Here is a 23304-nt window from a genome sequence, read left to right as displayed (position 1 = left end):
CGCCCGGTCGCCGCACATCGACCGCCTCGCGGCGTTGCGGCTTTGCGGTCGGGCAGTTCGCTGCCAGTCCCCGCCCGGCGGCACCGGGGCGTCCAGGTGTACTTGCGGGAACCTCGGCGAGGATGGTGAGACCCTTCGTGGGGCTCTGTTTGTGAGTCATTCTGCGATTATCAGGGCGACCCATCCGCCGGTGGCCGTGGCGAGCGCGCCGAAGATGAATCCGAGCCACCGTGGGTAGGTGTAGTCGTCGGTGATGAGTTCGCGTACCAAGGCGCCGAGCAGGCCGACCGTGCCGAGCCCGATGAGGACCACGTACCCGTCCACGGTGTCGCGCAGGTCCACGACGATGGTGCCCTTGCGCAGGAACACGATCTCACCGGTCGCTGTCGAGACCTGCACCACCACCGGGGTACCCGGTTCGGTGTCGGTCACCGGTTGGTGGTTGCCGAACTCGAAGTCCCCGGTCGCGCCGCGGACGGTGATGAAGTAGGTGAAATACAGTTGGTTGTGTTCCGATACGTGGCGCTCCTGCCGGTGCGCGATGACCGTGCCCTCGATGCTGGAGGTCGGTGCGTCCCGCACGTTCAGTTCGTAGACGGCGTAGGTGAGCATGCCGGCCGAAACGCCGAACCACAGCAGGGTTGCGAGGAGCCGCATTGCCAGCATCACCGCAACGTAGGGGCGGTGCGCGGCGGCCAGGGAGGGCATAACCACCCTCAGCCCCGCTCCGTACCGACGGTCCGGCCAGGGGCCGTCACCCGGGGCGGTTCGCGGGTCGATCCCACCGCAGCGGCCGACAACAGATCCAGACAGCGAAAGCACGCTGATCGCGGCACGAGAGTGTGTTTCACTACTTGGCGACGAGAGCACCGAGTGCGGGCCACGGCGGTCCTTGGCGGAGCAAGGACAGGATGTCTCGGCCGTGCTGATGCCCATCCGGGAATTCATCGCGGATGTCCCAGCGCCAGGCGGCGACCATCGCTAGTACGAGCCGCCGGCACTCCGCGAGCAGAACTTGGTCGATGTCCGGGTAAAGCGCGCTGACTTCCTCGGGCACGTGAGCCACATCAAACTCGATGGGTCCACGGCAGCAGGTTTCGAAGTCGATGAACAGCAGGCCGTCACGGGTGCTGAGAAGGTTGCCTGGATGCGGTTCGCCGTGCAGCAGCTGCTCGGCAGCACCACGGCTGCTGATCTGTTCACGAGCACTCTGCAGCGTACTGAGGAGGAGCTGCCGGTCGGCCTCGGCGAGCGCCGGGGTTTCGTCTCGATGCATGACCAGCCGTTCAGCTTCTGCGGCTCGGTCCAGGAAGTGCGTGGTTGCGATATCGACGTTGCGCATGCCGGCGTGCAGACGTTGGAGCGCGCCCGCGTATGCGCCTGGGAAGTCCCGTTCAGGACGCACGACCTCGTAGTAAGCCCACAAGGTCAATGCGAAGCCGTCGCGCTCGTAGACCCGCGGCTCGACCCCAGGCTCCAGCGCCGCGACGGGGCTCGCGGTTTCACCGAGTCGCAGAGCGAATTCGACCTCAAGTGCGGCTACTTCCTGTCCCGCCGGTGCTACTCGGGCGAGGACGCCACACGGCAATAGGTGTAGGGCGAGCCTGTTCGAATTATGAATCACGACGGCGTCGTCGACCCGCAGATGCAGCTCTCTGGCCAGTGTCGTCGCCGCAGCCATCGCACGTGAAACGATCTCTGCCTCCACAACGTGGATCCTCGCATGCGCTCGATCATCGGCACGCCAGCGGGCCAGCCGAAATGTGCACTCGGCGGCACGAGAGGGCGTTTGGTACAGGCTGGAGTATTCGTGCCGGTGTAGCGCTTGGCGGCTGCGGTGGGAGGCAGCAAGACAGACCGCACTGCTCCAGCAGAGTGACATATTGCCTCGAACTGTCACACTCTTTGATGATCTTTGCTAGCGTCCGGGAAATCGACTTGAGGAGGCTGGACGATGGCAGGGGATCTCGGGCGGCGGGCCGCCTTTGGGGTGGCGGCGTCCGCGGGTGGCGCGTTGCTGGCCGGTGGCACCGCGGGCGCGGCGGAGTCCACGGTGAACGGCAAGCAGGTGAGCCCGTCGTTCACCGTGGTGGACAAGAGAGGGCGGCAGCGGTTTCTGCTCGACAGCCGTAAGCCGCCGTTGATCATCGACGGTCAGACCTACCCGCCCGAGCGACGCTCCGGGCCGGAGAACGGCTCCTATCTGATCTTCAACGACGAGACCGGTGACGAAAAAGGCGGCCTGCTCGTCCACCCCACCGGCGGCCACATCGCCTTCGACTATCCGCACGCGGTGGACGGGATCAATCTCAGCCTGTCCGCGAAGGACGGCGTGGGTGGCGCGGGCCTGACCATCAACGGTATTCCGGATCCCGACGCCGGGCCCGGCGTCCGTGCCACGCCGCGCGCGCTCTTCGGCTGCCACACCGCCTTCGGCGCGCAACTGGCGTTGTGCGATTCACAAGGACGTCCGAGAATCGTGCTCCAGGTCGACGAGAACGACCGGCCGACCATCAAGATCCTTGACGGGGACGGCAAAACGATCAACGAACTGGCCTGACGTCGCAACCCGGCGCCGGCACGTGGACGACACGGCTTTCGCGAGCTAGGTCTCACTCGGCACCCGCCAGTACGGCTCCCGATCCTGAACTTCCGGCGTCACCAAGGATTTTCGGCGTACTCGCGAAGCGCGGCCGAAATCTGCCGCCGGGTACCGGGGTTCGCGGGTGGCTCGAAGCGGACGACCGGCAGGCCGTACTGCCAGGCGGGCGTCATCGTCGCGCCGGGAAGGTCGCGAAGCCTGTCGAAGGGGATCCAGGCCCAGTCGTCCTGCTGGGGGTCCAGGTTTTCGAACCCGACGTACTCGACGAACGGAAGGTACTGGGTCGGGCCGACCAGGGTCGTGGAGCTGTAACTGAACGGGAGCGAGGTCTTCGCGTTCTCGCCCCGTTGTGCCGCCGCGACGTCCGCTTCGACACCGTGCAGGTGCTCACGGAGGTATTCGAGGAAGTCGGCGTATGCGAGGACCCGCTGGATCACCTCGGCTTCGCGCACCGTCGGGTACGCCGGTGAATCCTCCGGTGGCCGCCAAGGGCTGAGTGCGCCGTCGACGATCGCGTAGGGCGCGGGAGACAGCCGCCGATCTCCTGAAGACCGGAAGCGGTCGATCGCACTGCTCACCATGATTTCGAGATACTCGCCGTCCGCACCGATGATCATGATGTCGTCGTCGCAGGCGGGCAGGACGATGAGTTCACCCGGCACCCGATTCCGCCACGGCTCCAGCAGGGCCGGGGCCACGAGCGGAATGGTGCGGCGAGAACTCCGCACGGACCGCACAGCGAAGCTCTTCGCCGGACCGCCGTCACCGATCTTCACCTCGGCCCCGCCGGTTCCGCCGAGCAGTCCGGCGGTGGTGGTCCGCGCCCGCTCGATCGCGGTCTCCCGGTCCGCGCCCAGCTTCTCCAGCAGTTCCGGCGTGACGACATGGTTCTCACCGGTCGGTTCCTCGAAGACCAGCCACGGCTGGAAAAGATCGAGTTCCGGCCGGAACCGCCAAGCCGCCGCGGTGTCGCCCCCGAGCACCGCGGTCCTGATGAGGTCGCCGTGCGGGTCGAGCGGGCCGGGGTCGCCGCTGTGAGGGTCACGGAAGACGGGAGCCCGCAGGGTCAGATACAGGTCGTCGATCGACGGTTCGGCCGGACTCGACGGCGACGGACTCGTGGTGCCGGCCGCGGCCGATCGCGTTCGGGTACGGCGCATCCGGTCCAGAATTCCCATTCGGCCACATTAGCAACGAGGCGGATCAGGGAAGAGCGAGACGAACGATCTTCCGGATCATCGAGCCCGCTCGCCAGCACCACAGAACCCTCGGCCACGCCTGCGCCTTCGGTTCGAATGCGGTGCACGCCAATGTCAGGAAGACTTCCCAGCAGACGCGCCCGGTCGGCGCGGATCGCGAGCAAACGTGGTCGGTCTCGCGCTCCGTGACCGCTGGAGTTGAGCCAGGTTTACCCCTGCCTCAGGAACACGGCGGACTGTACGGCAGCTCAGCCGACACGAACTTGTCCCACATTTCGCGAGTGAGTGTGTTCCCCGTGATGGCACAGATGCTGTGCATGGCATGGGGCACGGTCATGTCCCACAGCCGCACGGTGTGGTCATGGCTGCCGGTGGCGAGGGTGGCGCCATCGGGGCTGAACGCCACCGTGTTGACGTCGGCCTGGTGTCCGGTGAGCGGCTGACCCAACTGCGTCCGGTCGGCTGTCCGCCAGAGCCGCACGGTGTTGTCGCCGCTGCCGCTGGCCACCGTGTGTCCATCAGGGCTGAACGCCACCCCCAAGACGGGGTTGGTGTGGCCGACAAGGGGTTCACCGAGCGGTGTGGCGTGAGCAGGATCGGTGACGTCCCACAGCCGTACCTGCGCGTCGTCGCTGCCGCTGGCCAATGTCCGCCCATCCGGGCTGAACGCGACCTGGCGTATATCGTCCTGGTGCCCTTTGAGGGGTCCGGCCAGCAACGTGGGCTTGGCCGGATCAGAAACGTTCCACAACCTCACGGCGACGTCGCTGTATTCGGCGCCCGTCGCCAGAGTTCTTCCGTTTGGGCTGAACGCCACCGCCAGGGCATTGGCGTCCGGTCCGATCACGATCTGGGCCAGCAGCACGGGTTTGGCCGGGTCGGCGACGTCCCACAACCGCGCGGTGTTCTCGTCCTTCACATCGCCGCCGGTGACCAGGATGCGGCCATCCGGGCTGAACGCCATCGACCGGACGCCGTCGGCATGCCCGGTGATCGGCGCGCCGATGGGCGCCAGGCGGGCTGGATCGCTGACGTCCCACAGCCGCACGGTCCGGTCGCCGCCGCCGGTGGCCAGTACGCGGCCATCCGGGCTGAACGCCAACGCGTTGACTTCTCTCGTATGTCCAGTTAGGACAGTGTCGGGCATGTTCCACAGCCTTACCGACCGGTCACCACTGGCGGTGGCCAGGATGCGGCCATCCGGGCTGAACGCCATCGACCGGACGCCGTCGGCATGCCCGGTGATCGGCGCGCCGATGGGCGCCGGGCGGGCTGGATCGGTGACGTCCCACAGCCGCACGGTGTAGTCATCGCCGCCGGTGGCCAGCGTCCGCCCGTCGGGCCCGAACGCCAACGACCGGATTGCGCTGGCATGCCCCGTGATCGGCCGGCCCAGCGTCACCGGGCGAGCCGGGTCGGCAACGTTCCACAGCCGCACTGTCCGGTCGTTGCTCGCACTGGCCAGCGTCCGTCCATCGGGACTGAACGCCACCGAATGGACAGCCCCGGTATGTCCGGTCAACGGTGGCCCGAAGGGTTTGGCCCGGTCCGGCGCGGCGATGTCCCATAGACGCATTGTCCGGTCATCGCCGCCGGTAGCCAGAGTCCGGCCATCAGGACTGAACGCCACGGAGTAGATGGTGTCGGTGTGCGCGGCCATCGGTGGGCCGAGGGCCGTGGGCTGAGTGAGGTCGGTGACGTTCCACAGCCGTACGGTCCGATCGTCGCCCGCGCTGGCCAACGTCCGCCCGTCAGGACTGAACGCCAACGACCGGATCGTCTTGGTGTGCCTCGTAATCGGCAGGCCGAGCGCCTCAGGGCGGGCCGGGTTGGTGACGTTCCACAGCCGCACTCTGTTGTCAGCGCCGCCGGTGCCCAGAGTGCGTCCGTCCGGGCTGAACGCCAGCGCACGAGTTGCTTCGCCGTGACTGATGGTTTCGTTCAGTAGCACCGGGCGGGCCAGATCAGCGACGTTCCACAACCGCACGAGTCTGTCACCGCTGCCGCTGCCGGTGGCCAGCGTTCGCCCATCGGGACTGAACGCCACCACGCTGACGTCCTTGGCGCCCGAGGGCAACGTGGCGGACAGCGGCGCGTTCGCGTCAACGATCAAGTGGGTGCCCGTGTCCAGATCGGCCGGGCGCATGCGGTGGGCGACGAGATCGAGCTGCGCCGCCAGCGACACGTCGATGGTCCGTATCCGGTTCGCCTCTGCGGTGACCTTGTTGAAGATCGCGGCGTCACGTTGTTCATGGGCGATGTCGCGTTGCTGGAAGGCGTAGACAGCGGCACTGGACGCGACAAGGCCGAGAACGGCCAGCATGGTGACCGCGGTTCGACGAACTCTGGCCCGCCGGCTTTCGTGCCGGGTCGACGCGCTGAGGAAGGCCTCTCCGAGCGGCGTGATGGCGGCGCGGTGCTCACTCCTGTAGTGCCACCCCTTCGCGATGGCCAGCCGATCGCCGCGATACAGCGATCCGACCGGTTTCCCTTCTCTCTCCCACTGTTCGGCGGCCTCGATCGACTGCTGCCGGATGACCTGATCGTTGCGGCCCGTCTCGATCCAGGCGCCGAGCTGCGGCCACGCTCGCAGTAACACTTCGTGGGAAAGCTCGACGGCGTTGTCCTCCAGCGTGACCAGACGTTTCTCGATCAACCAGCCGAGAACTGTCTCAGCGGTCCGCGGTGCTTCGAAACCCTTGACAAGGTCGGCCGGATCCGCGCGCCGCCTGGCAGGCGGCGCGTCGTGCCTGACCACGACCAAGTGCATGAGGATGTGCTGGAAAATCACACGCTGCTCGGCCGTGGAACAACGCGCGTAGGCCTCGTCCGCGGTAGCCACGATCGCGCCTTGGATCCGCCCGGTCCGATCGTAATCCGCCAAGGTCAGCTTGTCGCCCGCGCGCCGCTGCCAGGTGACGGCCAATGCGTGGGCCAGTAGTGGGAGCCCGCCCGCATCCGTCCCGATCTCGTGCAGGAGGATCTCGACCAGACTCGGCTCGACGTCGACGCCGATCTGCCGAGCCGGCCGCTCGATGGCCGCTCGCAACCCGTCCGGAGTCATCGCCTGGAGGTTGAACTGGCTTGCCGGCAGGAACGTTGCGAGCTGTTCGTCAGCGAGGCAGTGGTCGTAGAAGTCGCCCCGCACCCCGAGAACCGCACGCATCGCGATCAGTGCGGCGATGAAACGCCGCCGTTCGGCCTCGCCGGCGCACAGGGTGAACACCTCTTCGAACTGATCCACCACGATGACAGTCCCGTCAGGCAGCATGCTTGCCAGCAGGGCAGGATCAGATCTGACTGCTGAGAGCACGCCATCCACGCTGCCGTCGATGAGCTGCGCGACCTGCTGTGCCAGTGTCTCGCAAGGCTCCTTTGCCGGGGTGAGCAACAGCCATGGGCGTCCACTGTCGGCGACCGCGGTTGTCACGCCTGCTCGAAGCAGCGACGACTTGCCAACACCGGACGGTGCGACGACGAAGACCGGTCCACTGCGGTGATCGATCTTGTCCATCAACACCGACAAGGTCGCCTCGCGGCCGAAGAACCAACGCGCTTGGTCAGGTTGAAACGCACGCAGACCCGGATAGGGGCAGACGTCCTCCGGCCACTCCGACTGGCTGACGTCGGGCGGGTACGGGTCGTCCGGCAGGCAGATCCACCCCACCGTCTCCGTTTCCTTGACCCGGACGCGTTTGGGCCGATAGCGGGTCTCATCAGCAGCGCTGTGCCAGACCACTTCACGGAACAACCAGTCGGAGGTGATCACCGCGAGCACACCGCCCGACCCGGCGAGGGCGTCCTTCAACGGCGACGCGTCGAGCAACCGGAACGTGTGGTTGATCGCGACGCCGGTCGCGCCGTACGCGTCGAGCAGAACTTCCCCGGCGTGCACCGCCATCCTCAACCGGATCTGCTCGCCGGTCCCGTGCGCCCGGTTGTGCCTGTTCAACGCTTTCACCAGGCGACCGGGCACCTGCTCGACGAACAGTTGCTTCGGAACAGCCGCCGGCGCCAGAAGAAGCACACCGTCACCCCGGTCTTCGCGATGACAGGCGCTCCAGTGCGAGCCGAGCGCATGAGCCAAGGCCGCATAGACGGCGTAGCGCACATTTCTCTGTTCCGGGTTCTTCCGGCCGCTGAATTTCTCCACGTCCACAACCAGAACAGTGCGATGCAGCGCATCAGGCGACACGAAACCTCCCCGGATCACGTCACTCAGTCAAAGATCCCGCCATACTCCCGGCAGCCGCGCACAGCCTGACGAGCTTTCACTCGTTCGCGTGAACCGAGATCGGCACCACGATCCGGAGCCCATGGCCTGCCACGAGGCGAAACCCCATGTCGCATCACCGAGGCAACTCCAGCTGCCGGTCCTGAACCCGCGCTGCAGCTTGTCATCTTGCCCAGCCAGATGAGTTCTCCGCCGGCGTCGACGTACGGTGCCAGTGCTCGCAAGAGATGTACGTCGCCCCCTGCGGCGCGCGTTCCGCCGATCAATTCGACGCCGTCGATCTCACCGTCGCGTTCCGTCGTTGCCTCGTGCCGGAAAGCTCGCACATCGGCATGAGCGGACGTGGCCCGTCACGGCCGTCTCATGCCGGCGGCCGGAGTCGCGTGGATGCCCGTGCCGTACTCGTAGCGCAAGCCGTTGTGGTCGATGAAACGCGCCGCGTTCGGCAGGACCGGGTGCGAGCCGATCTTGGTCACGGTCATCCGGCGAATAGCGCGGTTGAGCCTGCCGGAGGCGCTGGTGACCGTCGCCCAGTTCCACTCGGCGGGGTCACCGAGTCGCTGCAAGGTCGTGGACCAGGCCGCAGCCCGCTTCTCCGAGTTGTGGTTCGTATGACTCCATCGCAGCTGCTGCGTCCCGGACACCCAGCCATGGTGAAGCTGAATGAGCCCCCAACCCTCGCAGCAGTACCGAAAAGTGGCGTCAGGATGCACTCCTGGAAGGAACTCGATCCTTTTCGCGAGGGGCCCCGGCCCCGACCCGATGGCGAACAACGCCAGACTTCGTCCCGCCCGGCCGCCAGGGACCTCCGCGGCGGCGTGGAACTCACTCAGCTCACGGCCCGGCTCCGAGTCCGACTCGAAGACACGGAACAAGCCGAGATCGAAGACGGTCTCAAGGACCGCGGCCCAATCGTCGCCAACGGCGTAGAAGTCGAGGTTCGGCACAAGCGGACTATCCCAGCCGGGGCACCGCGGTCGCCAACGGCTATGCAGAGATCAGAGAGTGCTGGGCTTTGCCCGTGCCGTCTCGATGAAGGGCGAGTCAGATGAGTCCTTCTCTCAACGCGTAGGCGACGGCGTGAGACCTGTTGCGCAGCTGGAAACGCATGGTCACGTCGTGGAGCGCGTTCTTGACGGTCCGGACCGAATAGCAGAGTTCGGACGCGATCTCGCCGGTGTCGAGGCCGTCGGCCACCAAGGACAGGATCGCGGCTTCGCGTTCGGTCAGCCCGGCGAGTCGCAGGCCGCGCGGGGTGAGCACTTCGGTCTGCATATGGGAGACCTGCTTGAGCAGTTTGGCGAGCATGTCCGGCGGGATCGCCGCCTCACCGGACGCGGCCTTCTCGATCAGGGCGGCCAGTTTCGCCGCGGTGACCTCGTTCCGGCGGATCAGGGCGCAGACGCCGGCTTCGATGATGGTGAGCAGGTCGTTGTCGTTCACCGCGGTGACCAGCAGGACGAGCCGCTCGAAACCGTGCCGTTTCAGATCGCCCAGGGTGCGCATCGTCGCGTCGTCCACGGTTTCCGCCGCCACCACGGCCACCACCGCGTCCGCGCGGCGCTCCTCCGGCATCAGGACCAGGCTCGGCTGGAAACGGAGCTGGCTTTCCAGCCCGGCCCGCGAGATCGGGTCGGCGGCGAACGCGTAGACCGGCACTCGACTTCCCATGGGCACCTCCGGTTCGCACGGTGACGGCACCACGAACGATGCCGCACCCACGCACCCGAGGGCACTAGGGAAGATCCCTAGTGCCCTCACGAGACCCCTGGGAACCGACACGATCCACACGGACCCGCTGAAGCGATCAGCTGAGCTTGCCGGAGAACGACACCGACGGCGTGCACCGCGCGGCGCCCGGTCCCGGCGTCGCACAGTTCACGGACACGATCACCGACGTCCCGGGGACGGCGTGCAGCGGGTCGAGGTAGTGATAGTCCAGGTCGCGGAAGTTGGCGAGACCGGTTTCGAGGACGACGTCGGCACCGAGCGCGATCCGCAGGATCCCGGTGTCACCCCTAGGGTTCTGCAGCACCAGGTCACCGATGTCGAGTGTTTTCCCGTCCGGTACACGGTAAGTGAATTCCTTGAACGACCCGTCGGTGACCGGGACGGAATCCGTCTGCACCCGGAAGCTGACCGGGTTCTTGCCCGCTTCGGCGGTACCGGGACGGGCCTCACCCGAAGGTTGCGAAGGGCTCGTCGGTGGCTTCGCTCCTGACTGGCCCGCGCTGGTGCCGCCGCTCACCGCCTGCGCCGTCGACGCCGCCGCGCCGGCGGCCTTCGCCGAGTCGTCCGCTCGGCTCGCCGCGCTTTCGGCGCGTTCGACCTGTTTCTGCGCCTGTTCGGTGGCGACCGAGACCACCGCCGGTTTCAGGACGGCGAACCAGAACGCGATGGCCGCGCCCACGAGCGCGACGAGCGCCAGCAGCGCGGGCAGCAGCCACTTCGGGATGAGCTGCTCCTGCTGCAGGACGGCGTCCTCGGTGTGCGGCTCCTCGTCGACGGGGGTGGCGATCACCTGGAACGGCAGGATCCGGGTCTGCCCGCGGAGGAATCGCTTGCGTGGCGCCGCCTTGATCGTCACGAAAGTGGCAGTGCCGGGCTCGGTGCGCACGAGGGCCGGGTCGGCGTGGAGCAGCAGGTCGCCGTCCGGGTCCTCCGGGAGGATTTCGACCACCGTGATGGTGTTGCCGAGGTTGTCGATCGCCAGCCGGTACTTGGCCTTGCGCCTGGCCTGCCGTTTGGCCGGGATCAGCTCGGTGACGATCTCCGTGAACGGTTCGACCGTGAGGACGGCTTCCTCGACGATCGAGCTTTCGGGATCCTCCCGGGACTCCGACCGAAGCCCGAAATGATGCTCCCCGGCCATCGCCTCGGGCGAGCGCGGCGGCTCGAATGTCACCGTGACGACGGCGGACGTTCCCGGCATCAGGTTGACCGACTCGGGTTCGACCGAGGTCCACGCGGCCGTTTCGCCCACCACGGTGAAGGTGAACCGGTCGACCAGGTCGCCGGTGTTGGCGATGCTCACCGCACACGTCATCGTTTCGCCGGGTACGACCGTGGGCGCGTCGCCGGTGAAGGACACAGTGGATGCCATCCGTCCAGTGTTCCCGCGGCCGGACCCGCGACCCCAGTGGTGCGAGGGCACGCACGGCGGCCTCATCGGGCAAGAAGTGCGCTCCCCGCGGTGGCATGGACTGCCCTCTCGGCAGGCACGGATGGCCTTAACGTCGGACCCGGTTCCGAGAAGGGGACGCCGATGGGAATACGACGGTTCGCCACGCTCGCGGTCGCGGTCACGGTGCTCACCGGGGAGGTGACCGCCTGGGGTGACACCTCCCCCGGCGGTACGGAAGTCGTCTCCGTCGCGCAAGACGGAACGGCCGGAACGGGGCTCGACCCGGACATCTCGGGGAACGCCCGCTACGTGGCCTTCTCGTCGACGGCACCGCTGGACCCGCTCGCCGCGCCGAGCGGACTGTCCACTGTGTACGTTCGCGATCGGTCGGCACCGGGGCGTACCATGCTGATCAGCCGCGGCTATCCGATCGAAGCTTTCACGCTCTCCGCTGTGGCCGCGCCTTGGGAAGCGCCCGCGAACGGATCGAGCGGGAGCGCGTCGATTTCCGCCGACGGACGGTATGTGGCGTTCGCGACCGAAGCGACGAACATCGCGGACGGCTACGTGGGTTACGGGCGGCACATCGTCGTGGCGGACCGTGATCCGGACGGCGACGGGAGCTACGACGAACCACGCGCCGACGGCGGCATGGACTACGGCTTCGTCTCGCTGGGTGTGCCCAACGAAACCCGGAACGACCGGCCGTCCCTCTCCGGCGACGGGGCCACGATCGCTTGGAAAGAAACGGATTCCGAAGGCACCAGGGTGGTCGTCGCGCGGCTCGCCAAGGACTCCTCGGGTGCACTCGCACCACCCGATCCGACGACCTACCGGCGACTGGCGCCCGAGGCCACGGTCGGGACCGAAGATCGCCCCAGGGTGTCCGCCGACGGCACTCAGGTCGTTTTCGGCCGGGCTTCGTGCGAGGACTGCGAGGACCGGGCCACTTCGGTGTGGGTCCACGACGTCGGCGGCGCGAAGACCGGCCGCGTCGACTCCGGCGCGTTCTCCGGGCGCGCCCGGCGTCCCTCGGTGTCCGGGAACGGGAGGCTGATCGCGTTCGAGCACCGGGAACCGGACGGGACCGGCCAGGTGGTCGTGGCCGACCGGAACTCGCCGTCGCGCGTCTTCGTCGCCAGCCGCGACGCGAGCGGCGCCGCCACGGACAGCGCCGAACCCGCCCTTTCCGGCGACGGCAGATACCTCACCTTCCTGACGTCGACGGCGGTCCTAGTGCGAGACCTGACCGTGGACACGGCGAGAGAACAGGCGGGTCTCCCCCGTCTGGACGCCGAGCTGGCCTCGCCGTCCGCGGGCCCCTGCGGCACCTGCCCCGCGAACGGGCCGAGCACGGGACCCGCGTTGTCGAGCGACGGCTCGGTGACCGTCTTCGCCTCCGCCGCCGACGACCTCGTGCCGGGCTGCTGCGCGGGTTCCGTGTTCGCGCGTGCCTTTCGTCCGACCGTCTCCGGAGACGCCACCGACTACGGGACGGTCACCGTGGGCGAGTCGGCGGAGCGGACGATCACCGTACGCCACAACGGTTTCGGGCCGCTGAAGGTGGACAGCGTGGCCCTGGCCGGGCCATCGGCCGGGGACTTCGTGGTCTCGACGGCGGAGACCTGTGCGGGCGCGGTTCTGCATACGACCGGAACCTGCCTCGTCACGATCTCCTTCCGGCCTGTGGCGCCCGGCCGGAAAGACGCCGCGCTGGTCGTCACGGCGGGCGGTGCGCCGGTCGCGATCGCCCTGACCGGAGGCGCCGGACCGCCGCGGGGCGGGCTCACCGTGGATCCGCCGTCCGTCGTCTTCGGCGAGCCGGTCCTCGCGTTGTCCCCCGCCGGGTCGCGGCTCGTGCGCGTCGGGATCACCGGCGGTGTCCCGATCACCGTCGAGCGGGTTTCGATCGCCGCCGGTCCCCGGTTCTCCGCCGAGGACTTCGCCATCACGGCGACGACCTGCGCACCGGCGGTGCTCGCGCCCGGCGCCACGTGCACCATCGAGGTCACGGCCTCACCGCGCGGCGCGGGACAGCGGATCGGGGCGCTGCTCATCCAGGCCGCACCGCCCGAACTCTCGCTTCTCGTGCCGCTTCAAGACGCAGGGATCGCGCCCGCGGTCAGCTTGTCGCCTGCCGTGGCGAGACCCCGGCGCGTCGTCCAATTGGCCGGTTCCGGATTCCCCGCCGCGCACGACGTCACCGTGGCCTTCGGCGGGTTCACCACCACCGTGCGCACCGGCGCGGACGGGGCGTTCGGCGCGCCGGTGCTCGTGCCGGCGTACACGGACATCGGCGACCGGCGGGTGGTGGCGGCCGTTCCGGGTCTGCCGCTGTCCGCGGAAGCTCCCCTGCTGGTCCAGCCGGGCACCTACCAGCCGCCGAACTTCACTTCGCGGCGGTGACCGTGACGTGATGGTGGACGTGCGCGGGCTTCGCGGCCGCGACAAGCGCTTCGACCGCCGCCAGGTCCAGGGAACCGCCCTCGACGACGACCGTCAGCTCGGGCGCCCGGTCCGGCTCGGGCGTCGTCGGGGTCAGTGACCACTCCACCCCGCCGCTGTCGGTGATCTCGACCCGGCCACCGGTCGCCGTCTCCAGATCCGCGCGCAGCCCGGCGACCGTCCCTCGAGCCCGGTGCAGGCCGGCGGCCGCGGCGACGACGGCGCGGCGCCTGCCCAGCGGCCAGGACGGTGCCAGTTCGGCGCCGACCCAGCCCGCCAGCCAGTCCAGGAAGTCCTCCGGCGCCAGCGCCGGATCGAGGTAGCCGGGCAGGCAGTCGAGCACCGCGAACACCGGCGCCAGCACCCGGTCGAGCGCGGCGGTCAGCATCATCACCGTCACGTCGTCCTGGAACACCGCGGGCAGGATCTCGCCCAGCGGGCTCGGGGTCCCGAGCCCGGACGGGGTACCTCGCATGACCTTCCTCCCTTGCCGTCAGCCACCGATACCGAACAGCTCGACCTCGGCGACCGCCACGTCCTTGGCGTCCTGCGCCGCGTGCACCGCCGACACGGTGATCTTCAGCCCGGTCACCCCGACGGCGTTGGTGAGGGCGAGTTCCTGGGGCTGCGGGCTGTCGCGCACCGAGACGATGTCGGACTTCTCGTTCGAGTACGAGAACTCGAGGGACGCGGGACGGCCGTGCGCGGCGAAGGCGTCGCTCGCGCCACTGGTCACGATGACCTTGCGCAACGCGACAGGGCCGTTCAGCTTGATCACCAGCGAGGGTCGTTTCCGGGCGTCCCAGGTCGTCGCCCAGTAGGTGTTCTTGAACGTGTCGAAAGCGGCTTTGGGCGGATGGTCCGGCGACCCACCTGGACCGTCCACAGTGGACGGGCGAACCGGGCCCAGTGCCGTTTCCGCGGTGTCGAGCACCCATTGCCTGAGCCGGTCCACCTGGTGCAGCGCGGCGGTGCGCAACGGCGGGTAGAGCCCCACCACCAGACCACCGACGAGGATCACGACCCCGATCGCGGCGCGGATCCGCCGCGCGGCGAGCGAAAGGGCCCGCCGTCCCCGGCCGTCGCCCGGTCTCGACGGACGGCTGCCCGCCTTCCGCACCCGGCGCCGGGGCAGCAACCGCCGCCACCACGGCCGTTTCGCGACCTCGGCGGTGGCGAGCGAGTCCCCGCACCGGCGGCAGAACTTGCGGTGCGCAGGGTTTCCCTCGCCGCACTCACCGCAGATGAGGTCGCCCGGCCGTGGCTTGGTCCTCGGCGGAACGCGGCTGACCGTCACCGCTCGCGGGCGGTCGGGCTGGGGTTTCTGTTCGGGGGGTTCGGTTTCGACCACCGGTGCCGCCAGATGACGTTCCGGACCGGGCAGATCCGCCGGATCGTCCGGGAGATCCGCGAAATCGACGAGACCGGCCGGATCGCCGGGCATCCCGGGCGGCATCCCCGGCGGAAGTCCTGGAGGCAAACCCGGTGGCATGCCCGGTGGCATCCCCGGCGGGAGCCCGGGAGGCATGCCGGGCGGCATTCCCGGTGGCGGTCCCGGTGGGAGGCCGGGAGGCGCGGCTGGCGGAGCTTCGGCCGGTTCGGGTTTCTTCGCGGGCTTCGAGTCCGGAAGCGGTGTCCCGCCGACGAGTTCGTGTGCCGCGCGCCGGATCCGGACGAGCAGACCGCGTTTGGTCGCGGTCTCCTCCTCCGCCTGCTCGATGAGCGCGGGCGCGACCTCGACCTTGACCCGCTTGCCGTCCCATTCGAGGAACTTCCCGCAAGCGCCGCAGAAGGTGTCCGGATCCGCGTTCGGATGGCCGCATTTCCCGCAGATCAGCATCAGCGTTCCTCCACCCGGACCTGGTGGTCGAACGAATAGATCAGGCTGTTCGGCTCCACCGTGATGTTCGGCTGCTCCGTGCCGCGTTTGCCGGTCACCGGGTCGGCGGTGAACAGGCGCACCTCCTCGACGAACTCCACCCCGCGGACGGCCTGCAGCACGCCGTAGATGTCGCCGATCCGCACCGAGCGCCCGAACGGCCAGCCGAGCCCGTCCGGGCCGCCGCCCGGCAACGGGTTCAGGAACCGGTACAGCCCGTCGAGCGCGTCCGCGGAGATCCGCCGCCGGTCGGCGCGCGTCAGCGTGGTGAGCCTGGCGACCACGGTCACGCCCCGGTAGCGCGGCGGCTCGACCAGCACCGTCGTGCCGATGACGCGTACGTGGTCGAGCCGTGCGGCGAGCCTGTCGAGCATGGCGGGCGGCGGGAGCAGGTCGGCGAAGACGATCCGGCCGGTCTCCTGGGCGGCGGCCGGGATCACCAGCACCTTGACCGTCCCGCCCGGCACGTCCTCACCCCCGGCGGTCACGCAGCGGACCCGCGCCGCCTCCGGAACCTCTTGCCTGGCCAGAACTTCGTAGTCTTCCGCGGTGACGGCGCGCGCCCGGCTCCGCAACAGCAGCGGGGCGCGGTCGCGGGCTTCGGCGAGGGTCTCCCCCTCGGTACCGCCCTGGGCCGCCTTGCGGTTTTCGACGGCGGACACGAACGGCACCGAAGACTTGAGTACGCGGATCGCCGCCCGTGCCACGTTTCCCGCCGAGCCGCCGCCGGTCGCGTAGCCGCTCAGCCGGACCACCGCCCCCTCGGCCGGGATCGCGCCGTGCCATCGGAGGCCGCCGTCGGGCAGCCGTACGACCGGGCCGAAAGAGACCTCGCCGAGCACGGCGTCGAGGCGGAAGTGCCGGTCGCCGGGCCCGCTGTCGGCGAAGTCGGGTACCTCGGTCCACTCCTGCCACCCGTCGTCCGACCCGATCTCGACGACCGGTGCGCCCACCCCGCCCAGCAGCGGCCGCGACCTGACCTCGAACACCTGGCCCGCCACGCCGGCCGCGGTGCCGAGCACCTCGCCGAAGACCAGTTCCGCGTGCAGGGATTCCACCGTGCCGCCGACCGTGCCGGCGCCGAGCCGTCCGATGACCGGCGGCGCGGTGTAGTAGGGCCCGCCGTGCTCCACCGGAACGACCCTGGCCCGCAGCCAAGCCGCGAGAGCGCCGTCCACCGTCCCGGAGCAGTGCTCCGGGGGCAGGTGCAGGACGACGGCGCCGTCCTGGTTCAGCCCGCCGGTCGTGTCGCTGTCCAGTTCGCAGGCGGCCCAGCCTTCGCCGGTCCACGCCTCCCACGCGAGCGGCGGGTCGGCGGGGGCGACACCGAGTCCTTCGGTCCGGCAGGCGAAGTCGAGGCGCACGGCGCAGCCGGGTACCGCGTGGTCGAGCCCGATCAGCAGTTCGTCGCCGACCTTGGGCGGCTGGGAAAACGCGGGAAACCCGGCGCCGCTGGCGCGCTGGACGCTTTCTTCCTCGTCCGGGTCCCTGGTCCGGAGCAGTTCGACGGCGCAGGGCGGCATGGTCAGCTCTTCGGTGGTGGTGAACACGATCGGCTCGGCCGTTTCGGTGCGGTCGGTTCCCGCCTCCGTCCCGCGCGGCACGGTCATCGTCGTCCTGGCGGGGCTGGACAGCCAGAACGTCAGCGGTGCCCCGGCCGGGGTCGGCGGGACCAGCCGGAGCCCGATCAGGTCGAGGAACTTCACGTGCAGCCGGTCCGGGACCCGGTTCAGCCTGCCCAGCAGTTGATCGGTCATCGCGGCGAACGCCTCGATCAGCGTCATCCCCGGGTCGGAGGCGGTCCGGTCCGTCCATTCCGGACAGGACTGGCGCACCAGGCGGATCGCGTCTTCGACCAGGTCGGCGAACCGCCGGTCGTCCAGATCGGGGGTGGGCAGTGGCATCAGGACACCTTGTCTTCCGGCAGCACGGAGAACGGGACCACCAGTTCGCGCCGCTCGGAGGACCCGGTGAGCCGGTAGCCGATCGCGATGTGCAGCAGGCCGTGCGCGGCCTCGTCCGGGGTGACGTCGATCGCGAGGACCTCGGCCCGCTCCTCCCACACCTCCAGCGCGCGGCGCACCTCGGCGGCGAGCCGGGCCGCGGTGTCCGGGGTCACCGGCTCGAAGACGAAATCCCGCAGCCTGCAGCCGAAATCGGGCCGGTGCGCGCGCTCGCCCGGATAAGTCAGCAGGACGAGCACCATCGCCTGTTCGACCTTGCGTGCCCGCCCGGCCACCGCGAAAGTCCCCCACGGCGTGAAGCCGATCGGGAAGGCGATCCCGTGGTCGCTCATCGGACACCTCAATTCAGCTTGATCGGATTGCCCTTGATCTCGACGACACCGGCGCTCTCGATGCTGATCGCGGCCTGTGCGGTGAGATTCAGTTGCGCGCCACCGTCCACGGTGATCGTTCCGCCCTGCCCGGCCACCAGGTCGATCGTTCCCGCCGGGCCGCATTCGATGGTCAGCTTGCCGACGGCGGGGCCACCGCCGGCGGCGGGCTGGGGATCGCAGCGCAGCAGGACGGTGCCCGCCTGCTGGTCGACCTGCAGCGTGAGATCGGCGGCCCCGGTGCCGAGTTCGATCAGTGACACCGCGGGAGCCTCGTCGTGGAACAGCAGCCGGGAGCCCGACGGTGCGACGATCCCCCGGCGCACCACCGAAGCCGTCGCTCCCTCGACCCGGACGGGTTCGCCGCCGAGAGTGGCCTGGCTGTGGTCGTTGACGATCCCGCCGAGCACGTACGGACGCCGGATGTCACCGAACTCGAAGCCCACGAGCACTTCGTCGCCGACCTCCGGCAGGAAGACGGTCCCACTCGCCTGCCCCGCGCCCGCCTGCACCGGGCAGGCCCAGTCGGATTCGTACTGCGGTGAGAGCCACGGCAGGGTCACCTTGACCCGGCCCTTCCGGAGCGGGTCGTTGATGTTGCTGACGATCCCGCAGACCACGCCGGGCACCCGCTCGCCGGTGTCCGCGACCCCGTTGGCGAGGCCGAGCAGCGAACGGTCCTGACGGCCGCTGACCTCGAACGACGTCCGGTAGGACCCGAACTCGAACCGGTGTCGCGTCCGGGTGAGCAGCCAGGTCCCCGCGAAGGTCGCGGCGACCCCGCGGACCTCGACCATCCGCCCCGCGCCGAGCCAGGGATCGCCGACAGCCTCGCCGGAGGCTTCGGCGAATGTGTCCGACATCCGCTCGGACAGACCGTCCGCCGCCTGCCTCGCGGCCGCGCTGATCGCCGCACCCCAGCCCAAGGGCAGTTCCGAGACGACGGTCGCCTGCTCGGACGGCGCCGGTCCGTGAATACCTCCCGGCGCCGCTGGAGCAGCGGGAGCCATACCCGAAAAGCGCCTGGCGACAACGGGGACGTCGTCCGGCAGCCGGGCGGTGGAGGTGGACGGCGACCGCTGCTCGCTGACCACTCTCGCCGCGAGCGGATCCCAGATCCGGACCTCCGTGAACGGGGCGAGGTTCCCGGCGGTGACCCTGGCGGAGAACGACAGCAGGTTCGCGCCCAGCGCCAGGACCACCGGTTCGCTCGGGCCCGCGGCCGCGCGGAATTCGAAGCGGCCGCAGGTGACGCCGACCTGGTAGCCGATGGCCGCGGCCCGGCGGACGAGGAAGTCCCAATCGGTCTGGTTCACCTGGCCGGTGTGCTGGTGGGTGACCGTCGTCGGCTCGATCACGCCGATCATCAGCCCGGCCTCGGTGGCGATCTTCCGCGCGATGTCCGAGTCCGTCATGTCGAGGAAGGTCCGGGTCCGCTTCGTCCGCTGCAGTCGATGATCCTCGGCGTAGCCGCGGAAGACGATCGACGCCGTCGAGTGGTACTCGGCTTCGATCGACGTCACCTCGCCGCTCATCAGGAGACGCGGATCGTTCGGATGCCCGGGCGCCGCGCCGCCGATCGCCACCTCCGTGCCGATCGCCAGCGCCCGCAACGCCTGCGCGCTCGCGTCACGATCGGTGACGACGATCTCGAACATGTCCGGCAGGTGCAGATGCGTGTCCACGGTGACACGCAGGACGGACTTCGCGACGGCGGGCGGAAGCGGGCGCTTCGCCGGTCCGATGTGGATCGACGAGGCCACCGGGTCGTCCTGCCACGGCGTACTCACGGCCGTCCCTTCGTACCGGGTTTTTCCTGCAGTACCAGGCCGATGACGGCCCGGCTGGGCTTGCCGTCGGCGGTGAACCGGGTGAAGTTCACGTCGATGCTCTTGAGGACGACGGCGCTGGGCAGGTAGGCGACGTCGGCACCGAGTGAGAGCGTGAGGTTCGCGTACCGGGCCTCCGGACGGGTCGACGGGGGTTTTTGGCCGCACTGCCCACAGCTGAGCGGTTTGGCGTCCTTGCTGATAGGCGGCGGCACGGAGCTGACGGGTTTCCCGTCGGGAAGGGGTTCGAGCCATTTCTTGAGTTTGGTGATCCCGTCCTGGACGTCGTCGGTTCCTTCCAGGAGGAGGTCGTTGAGCTTGAGGCTGAGCGCGTCGTCGTCGACGACCTTCGCGCCGTCGCGGTAGGTCTTGCCCTCTTTGAGTTTCACCTGCCGTGATTGGTTGAGGCTGAACTTCGCCGGGCTGCAGTGGAACGTCACGCCGGTGGCCGGGGCCTGCGCCTCCGTGATCCGCAGCCGTGCCCGTTCCCCGGTCGGGCGGCCACCGGCGACCGCGGCGGTGTCCAGGAACCCGTTGTGCACGAACGAAAGCTTCTCGATCGCGATGCCGCCGCCGGAGCTGGACAACGTGGGCACGGACCAGGAGACGGGCATCGCGTCCCGCAGTTTCCACGTGTGGACGACGTGATCCTCCGGGCTCAGCCCGCTGAACAGCTGGACGGTGATCGCCGGCCGATCCCGCCGGGGGCCGCCTCCGCCGTCCAGCCAGTCGGCCACCTGTTGTTGCAGCCACCGCCGGACCTTCAGCGATCCCGCCGTCGTCATGGCGCGCTCCAGGGTCACCTTGCCGTAGGTGATCTTGCCGGGCAGGTACCGGGGCGAGTCGTAGCTGCCCGCCTCGTCGAGCGGGCCCTCCGGGGCGAACTGCACGTCGAGCCCCGAACAGCCCGACCACAGGCCCAGCGAACCGGTCCGCGCCGAGCCGTCGAGGTCCGGCACGATCACGTTGAACCACATGGTCATGCCGTAGCGGTCGGCCCGCGTTTTCGCCCCCGATCTGGCCGGGCTCAAGCCCGCCGCGGCGGCCGCCGAGTTGATCTTCCCGTGGATCATGGCTTGCGCACCTCGTCGTCGAGGAAGCCGCCGTGGGCGAGTTCGAGCGTCTCGATCACCGGCCGGGCGCCGCCCGAGTCGAACTCGCCGATCTTCCAGCCGATCGGATAGAACTCCTTGAGTTTCCAGGTGATCATCGGCAGTCCGAGGAAATCGACCAGGTAGACCGCGCCGCTGAGCAACTGCCGTCTCCGGACGATGGTGGCCAGCCACTTCTGGACGGTGGACGAGTCGGTGCACGCGGCGCGCGAAAGGCTGATGGTGCCGTAGGAGGGCACGCCTGGCTGGAACCGTTCGACGTTGGTGTTCCCCGGCCGGTAACCGTGTTTCGCCCAGCTGACACTCAGCCCGGACGCCTTGGCCCACCGGCCGAAGTCGTACTGCCCGTGGTCGATCTGGATCACGAAGTGGTGGCTCATGCTGACCTGCCCGGTCAGCATCTCCAGCGCTTTTCCCGGTGTCGAAAGACCCGGTTTGGCTATCGATGGCATGGCGTCCTCACCAGCGGTCGGCGAGCGTGCCCCGGCGCTCGCGGTCGACAAGGAGTTCCCCGCGCAGCCGGTGCCGGAGGCGGTGGTAGAGGCGGTCGGCGAGAAGATCGGGGTTCTCGCGCGCGGGAACCTCCCGGTCCCGCTCGTCCAGGCGGGTGATCGCCGCGTCCATGCGGTCGAGCCGGGTGAGAAGGTCGGCGTCGGTCCGCTCGGGCGCGGCGGGTTCCGGGGCCACGGCCCTGTCCGGGAACGTGTCGTCGATCGACCACGAAAGTCCCTGCTCCGGCTCAGCTTGGACAGGAGCGACGCCGTCAGGTGCTTTCTCCTCCGCCCGCACCACCTCGGGCGGTGCGGCTTGCGGTGCTCCGGCGGCGACCTGCCGATGTACCAGCGCTTCGGGCGCCGTGTTCTCGCCGCGTGCCCAGCGTTCGGCCTCCAGCGCCCGGCGTTCGAGTTCGGCGCCGTCGGCGGAGACCTCGGGTGGCATGGCCGCCCCGAGCATCCGCTGCTGCGCGACGTGGGTGAGCTCGTGCACGAGCAGGCCGCGGGCGTTCACGGTGTCCAGCGCGCCCGCCTCGTCGGGCAGGAAGACTTCCCCGCCGGTCGTGAAGGCCCGCGCGGAGATCGCGGCGGCCTGCGCGCTCACGGTCTTCCCTCGCCGCACCGAGACATCCGCGACGTCGACGCCGAACTGAGCGCGGAACGAGTCGGCGATCGTCTCGGGCACCTGCAGTGTCGAGCGTTCGGGGTGGTCCGCTTCGAGGAGCGGGGGCGGGCTGGTCAGCGGCGCGATCGCGGCACGGTAGACGTGCGGGCTCACTTCCTCGTGCACAAGGGACTTCGGAGTGGTGACGGCCGGGTGGGGCATGTCATCTTGAGGGATCGGCTGCGGCAGGACGATCTCGGAAGTACTCGTCTCCTTCGCGGTGTCGCCGTATTTCGGCGATTCCGTCTCGACAGGCAGACTTGAGGCGGGATCCGGTGCGACATCGCTCGCTGCTTCCGTTGGCGTAGCGAGAACGCTCGTGGTTTCGATGGGCACAGCGATGCCGGAATCCGAGCCAGCGACCGGCTCCGCCCGCCCTGGCCGTTCCGGTATCACCGGACCGGCGACTGGACGGCTCACCACCTCCGGCGGCACAGCGAGAACGCTTGCGGCCTCGACAGGCACAGGGGTGTCTGAAACCGGACCGGCGACCGGCTCCACCCATCCCGACGATTCCGGTACCGCCGGACCGGCATCCGGATGGCTCACCACCTCCGGCGGTACGGCGAAATCACCTGCGATCTCGACGGGCACAGCGAAGCCGGGATCCTGAGTGGCAGGCGGCTCGTGTTCGAACACGACGGGCTCGGGGACTTCACCCGGAACCATGGGAGGTTCGGCCGGGCCACGATTCTGGACCGAAGCCGTGCCCTTCTCCGAGGCCGGCGCACCCGGTTCCCCGGCGGACGACGCCCGCGCGAGCCTGCGTGTCTGGCCCAGCGTCGGGCGTCGAAGCCGTCGCACCTCGGGCCGTGGAGGCTCGGGAACCGTCGTCGGCGGCCCGGTGACCGAAGAGAACCCGGTGAGTGCCGCCAATCCGGCGACGTCGTTCGCCTCGTACTCGGCGAACAGCCGCTCGACCTCGGTGATGCTGCGAAACGGCTGCACCGGTTCGGTCGGCTCGCCGACGGACTCCTCCGTCACCTTGGTGAGCACCGGACGCGGTGCCGGAGCGGGAGCCGGTGACGCCCGTCGCCGTACTGGCGGTGGCGGTTCCGGCTCGAACGTCTCCCCCGCCGTGACGGCCGGACCGACCGTCTCCCCCACTTCTCCGGAAGGCGGCTCTTCCAAGGGCTCGATGAGCCGGACCAGACCGTTCATCCGGCCGCGATGCGCGCCACCCCGGCGCTCGGGGAACAGGAGGACGGTCACCGCCGCATCGGGGACGAGGGGCGTCGCGCCCGTGACCGGTGGCGGCCGGTGAAGCGGGCTGAGCAAGGGCGGCCGGAGCGCGACCGTCGTGCCGAGCACGGGCAGCCGGGCCCAGTGGCGCCGGGGCGTCGGCACCCGGCCGGGCGGGCGATTCCGCCGGAACGGCCAGCGCATG

At 69.3% G+C, this 23304-nt stretch carries 17 protein-coding genes; 2 read left to right on the top strand and 15 right to left on the bottom strand.

Translation table 11 applies throughout. The features are described 5' to 3' along the window. Window positions 1–156: 156 nt before the first annotated feature. Both BKN51_RS09045 and BKN51_RS09040 read right to left on the bottom strand, forming a co-directional pair. A complete protein-coding gene (locus BKN51_RS09045) occupies window positions 157–666 on the bottom strand; it encodes a hypothetical protein (protein ID WP_146044412.1) in 510 nt (169 codons plus the stop codon). Window positions 667–850: 184 nt separating this feature from the next. Further along, on the bottom strand, window positions 851–1708 hold the full coding sequence (locus BKN51_RS09040; protein WP_199193109.1) for a phosphotransferase family protein: 858 nt from the start codon (window positions 1706–1708) through the stop codon (window positions 851–853). Between the two features lie 246 nt (window positions 1709–1954). Between BKN51_RS09040 and BKN51_RS09035 the strand changes: the two genes are divergently transcribed. Continuing rightward, window positions 1955–2560: a hypothetical protein gene (locus BKN51_RS09035; RefSeq protein WP_146044413.1), complete on the top strand. Its 606-nt coding sequence runs from the start codon at window positions 1955–1957 to the stop codon at window positions 2558–2560. 98 nt (window positions 2561–2658) lie between these two features. Here the strand turns inward: BKN51_RS09035 and BKN51_RS09030 are convergent, their stop codons facing one another. From BKN51_RS09030 to BKN51_RS09010, 5 genes are all read right to left on the bottom strand, one after another. Next, the gene (locus BKN51_RS09030; RefSeq protein WP_101607219.1) at window positions 2659–3762 is read right to left on the bottom strand and encodes a hypothetical protein; all 1104 of its coding nucleotides are present in this window, start codon (window positions 3760–3762) and stop codon (window positions 2659–2661) included. A gap of 259 nt (window positions 3763–4021) precedes the next feature. Further along, window positions 4022–7996, bottom strand: a complete 3975-nt coding sequence (locus BKN51_RS09025; protein WP_146044414.1) for an NACHT and WD repeat domain-containing protein — start codon at window positions 7994–7996, stop codon at window positions 4022–4024. 389 nt (window positions 7997–8385) lie between these two features. Further along, window positions 8386–8679, bottom strand: coding sequence for a hypothetical protein (locus tag BKN51_RS42985; protein ID WP_146044415.1), 294 nt, complete (start codon window positions 8677–8679; stop codon window positions 8386–8388). A 400-nt stretch (window positions 8680–9079) separates the two neighbouring features. Next, entirely contained in the window at window positions 9080–9706 is a 627-nt protein-coding gene (locus tag BKN51_RS09015) for a helix-turn-helix transcriptional regulator (protein WP_101607216.1), read from the bottom strand. A 136-nt stretch (window positions 9707–9842) separates the two neighbouring features. Further along, window positions 9843–11138 (bottom strand): COG1470 family protein, encoded by a 1296-nt coding sequence (locus BKN51_RS09010; protein ID WP_158255815.1) that lies wholly within the window; start codon window positions 11136–11138, stop codon window positions 9843–9845. 162 nt (window positions 11139–11300) lie between these two features. On the opposite strand from BKN51_RS09010, the gene BKN51_RS09005 reads away from it, so the two are divergent. Continuing rightward, entirely contained in the window at window positions 11301–13565 is a 2265-nt protein-coding gene (locus BKN51_RS09005; RefSeq protein WP_158255816.1) for a choice-of-anchor D domain-containing protein, read from the top strand. Here BKN51_RS09005 and BKN51_RS09000 read toward each other — a convergent pair. From BKN51_RS09000 to BKN51_RS08960, 8 genes are read right to left on the bottom strand one after another with little or no spacing between them, the layout of a single operon-like run. Then, window positions 13549–14079: a phage tail protein gene (locus BKN51_RS09000; protein WP_101607213.1), complete on the bottom strand. Its 531-nt coding sequence runs from the start codon at window positions 14077–14079 to the stop codon at window positions 13549–13551. The genes BKN51_RS09005 and BKN51_RS09000 overlap by 17 nt on opposite strands. 18 nt (window positions 14080–14097) lie before the next feature. Then, window positions 14098–15444 carry an NADase-type glycan-binding domain-containing protein gene (locus BKN51_RS08995; RefSeq protein ID WP_146044416.1) on the bottom strand — a complete coding sequence of 449 codons (1347 nt, stop codon included), beginning with the start codon at window positions 15442–15444 and terminating at the stop codon, window positions 14098–14100. Continuing rightward, window positions 15444–17387 (bottom strand): putative baseplate assembly protein, encoded by a 1944-nt coding sequence (locus BKN51_RS08985; RefSeq protein WP_101607210.1) that lies wholly within the window; start codon window positions 17385–17387, stop codon window positions 15444–15446. The genes BKN51_RS08995 and BKN51_RS08985 overlap by 1 nt, the downstream gene beginning before the upstream one ends. After that, window positions 17387–17779, bottom strand: a complete 393-nt coding sequence (locus BKN51_RS08980; protein WP_101607209.1) for a GPW/gp25 family protein — start codon at window positions 17777–17779, stop codon at window positions 17387–17389. Before BKN51_RS08980 ends, BKN51_RS08985 begins: the two co-directional genes overlap by 1 nt. An 8-nt stretch (window positions 17780–17787) precedes the next feature. Next, entirely contained in the window at window positions 17788–19608 is a 1821-nt protein-coding gene (locus tag BKN51_RS08975) for a VgrG-related protein (protein ID WP_101607208.1), read from the bottom strand. Beyond that, window positions 19605–20720, bottom strand: coding sequence for a phage tail protein (locus BKN51_RS08970; protein ID WP_101607207.1), 1116 nt, complete (start codon window positions 20718–20720; stop codon window positions 19605–19607). The genes BKN51_RS08975 and BKN51_RS08970 overlap by 4 nt, the downstream gene beginning before the upstream one ends. Next, on the bottom strand, window positions 20717–21211 hold the full coding sequence (locus BKN51_RS08965; protein WP_101607206.1) for a phage tail protein: 495 nt from the start codon (window positions 21209–21211) through the stop codon (window positions 20717–20719). Before BKN51_RS08965 ends, BKN51_RS08970 begins: the two co-directional genes overlap by 4 nt. 7 nt (window positions 21212–21218) lie before the next feature. Next, window positions 21219–23303: an eCIS core domain-containing protein gene (locus tag BKN51_RS08960; protein ID WP_101607205.1), complete on the bottom strand. Its 2085-nt coding sequence runs from the start codon at window positions 23301–23303 to the stop codon at window positions 21219–21221. Between the last annotated feature and the right edge of the window lies 1 nt (window position 23304).

Origin of the sequence: Amycolatopsis sp. BJA-103 (assembly GCF_002849735.1) — a bacterium.
GTDB lineage: Bacteria > Actinomycetota > Actinomycetes > Mycobacteriales > Pseudonocardiaceae > Amycolatopsis.
Note: the sequence above shows the minus strand (reverse complement) of the source record. Positions and strands in the feature narration are given on the sequence as shown.

Coding starts and splice junctions, on each gene's coding strand:
- BKN51_RS09030 (WP_101607219.1), bottom strand. CDS start 3,762: ATGCGCCGTACCCGAACGCGATCGGCCGCGGCCGGCACCACGAGTCCG.
- BKN51_RS08960 (WP_101607205.1), bottom strand. CDS start 23,303: ATGCGCTGGCCGTTCCGGCGGAATCGCCCGCCCGGCCGGGTGCCGACG.
- BKN51_RS09005 (WP_158255816.1), top strand. CDS start 11,301: ATGGGAATACGACGGTTCGCCACGCTCGCGGTCGCGGTCACGGTGCTC.
- BKN51_RS09010 (WP_158255815.1), bottom strand. CDS start 11,138: ATGGCATCCACTGTGTCCTTCACCGGCGACGCGCCCACGGTCGTACCC.
- BKN51_RS08980 (WP_101607209.1), bottom strand. CDS start 17,779: ATGAGCGACCACGGGATCGCCTTCCCGATCGGCTTCACGCCGTGGGGG.
- BKN51_RS08995 (WP_146044416.1), bottom strand. CDS start 15,444: ATGCTGATCTGCGGGAAATGCGGCCATCCGAACGCGGATCCGGACACC.
- BKN51_RS09035 (WP_146044413.1), top strand. CDS start 1,955: ATGGCAGGGGATCTCGGGCGGCGGGCCGCCTTTGGGGTGGCGGCGTCC.
- BKN51_RS09015 (WP_101607216.1), bottom strand. CDS start 9,706: ATGGGAAGTCGAGTGCCGGTCTACGCGTTCGCCGCCGACCCGATCTCG.
- BKN51_RS08965 (WP_101607206.1), bottom strand. CDS start 21,211: ATGCCATCGATAGCCAAACCGGGTCTTTCGACACCGGGAAAAGCGCTG.
- BKN51_RS09000 (WP_101607213.1), bottom strand. CDS start 14,079: ATGCGAGGTACCCCGTCCGGGCTCGGGACCCCGAGCCCGCTGGGCGAG.
- BKN51_RS08970 (WP_101607207.1), bottom strand. CDS start 20,720: ATGATCCACGGGAAGATCAACTCGGCGGCCGCCGCGGCGGGCTTGAGC.
- BKN51_RS09045 (WP_146044412.1), bottom strand. CDS start 666: ATGCTGGCAATGCGGCTCCTCGCAACCCTGCTGTGGTTCGGCGTTTCG.
- BKN51_RS08985 (WP_101607210.1), bottom strand. CDS start 17,387: ATGCCACTGCCCACCCCCGATCTGGACGACCGGCGGTTCGCCGACCTG.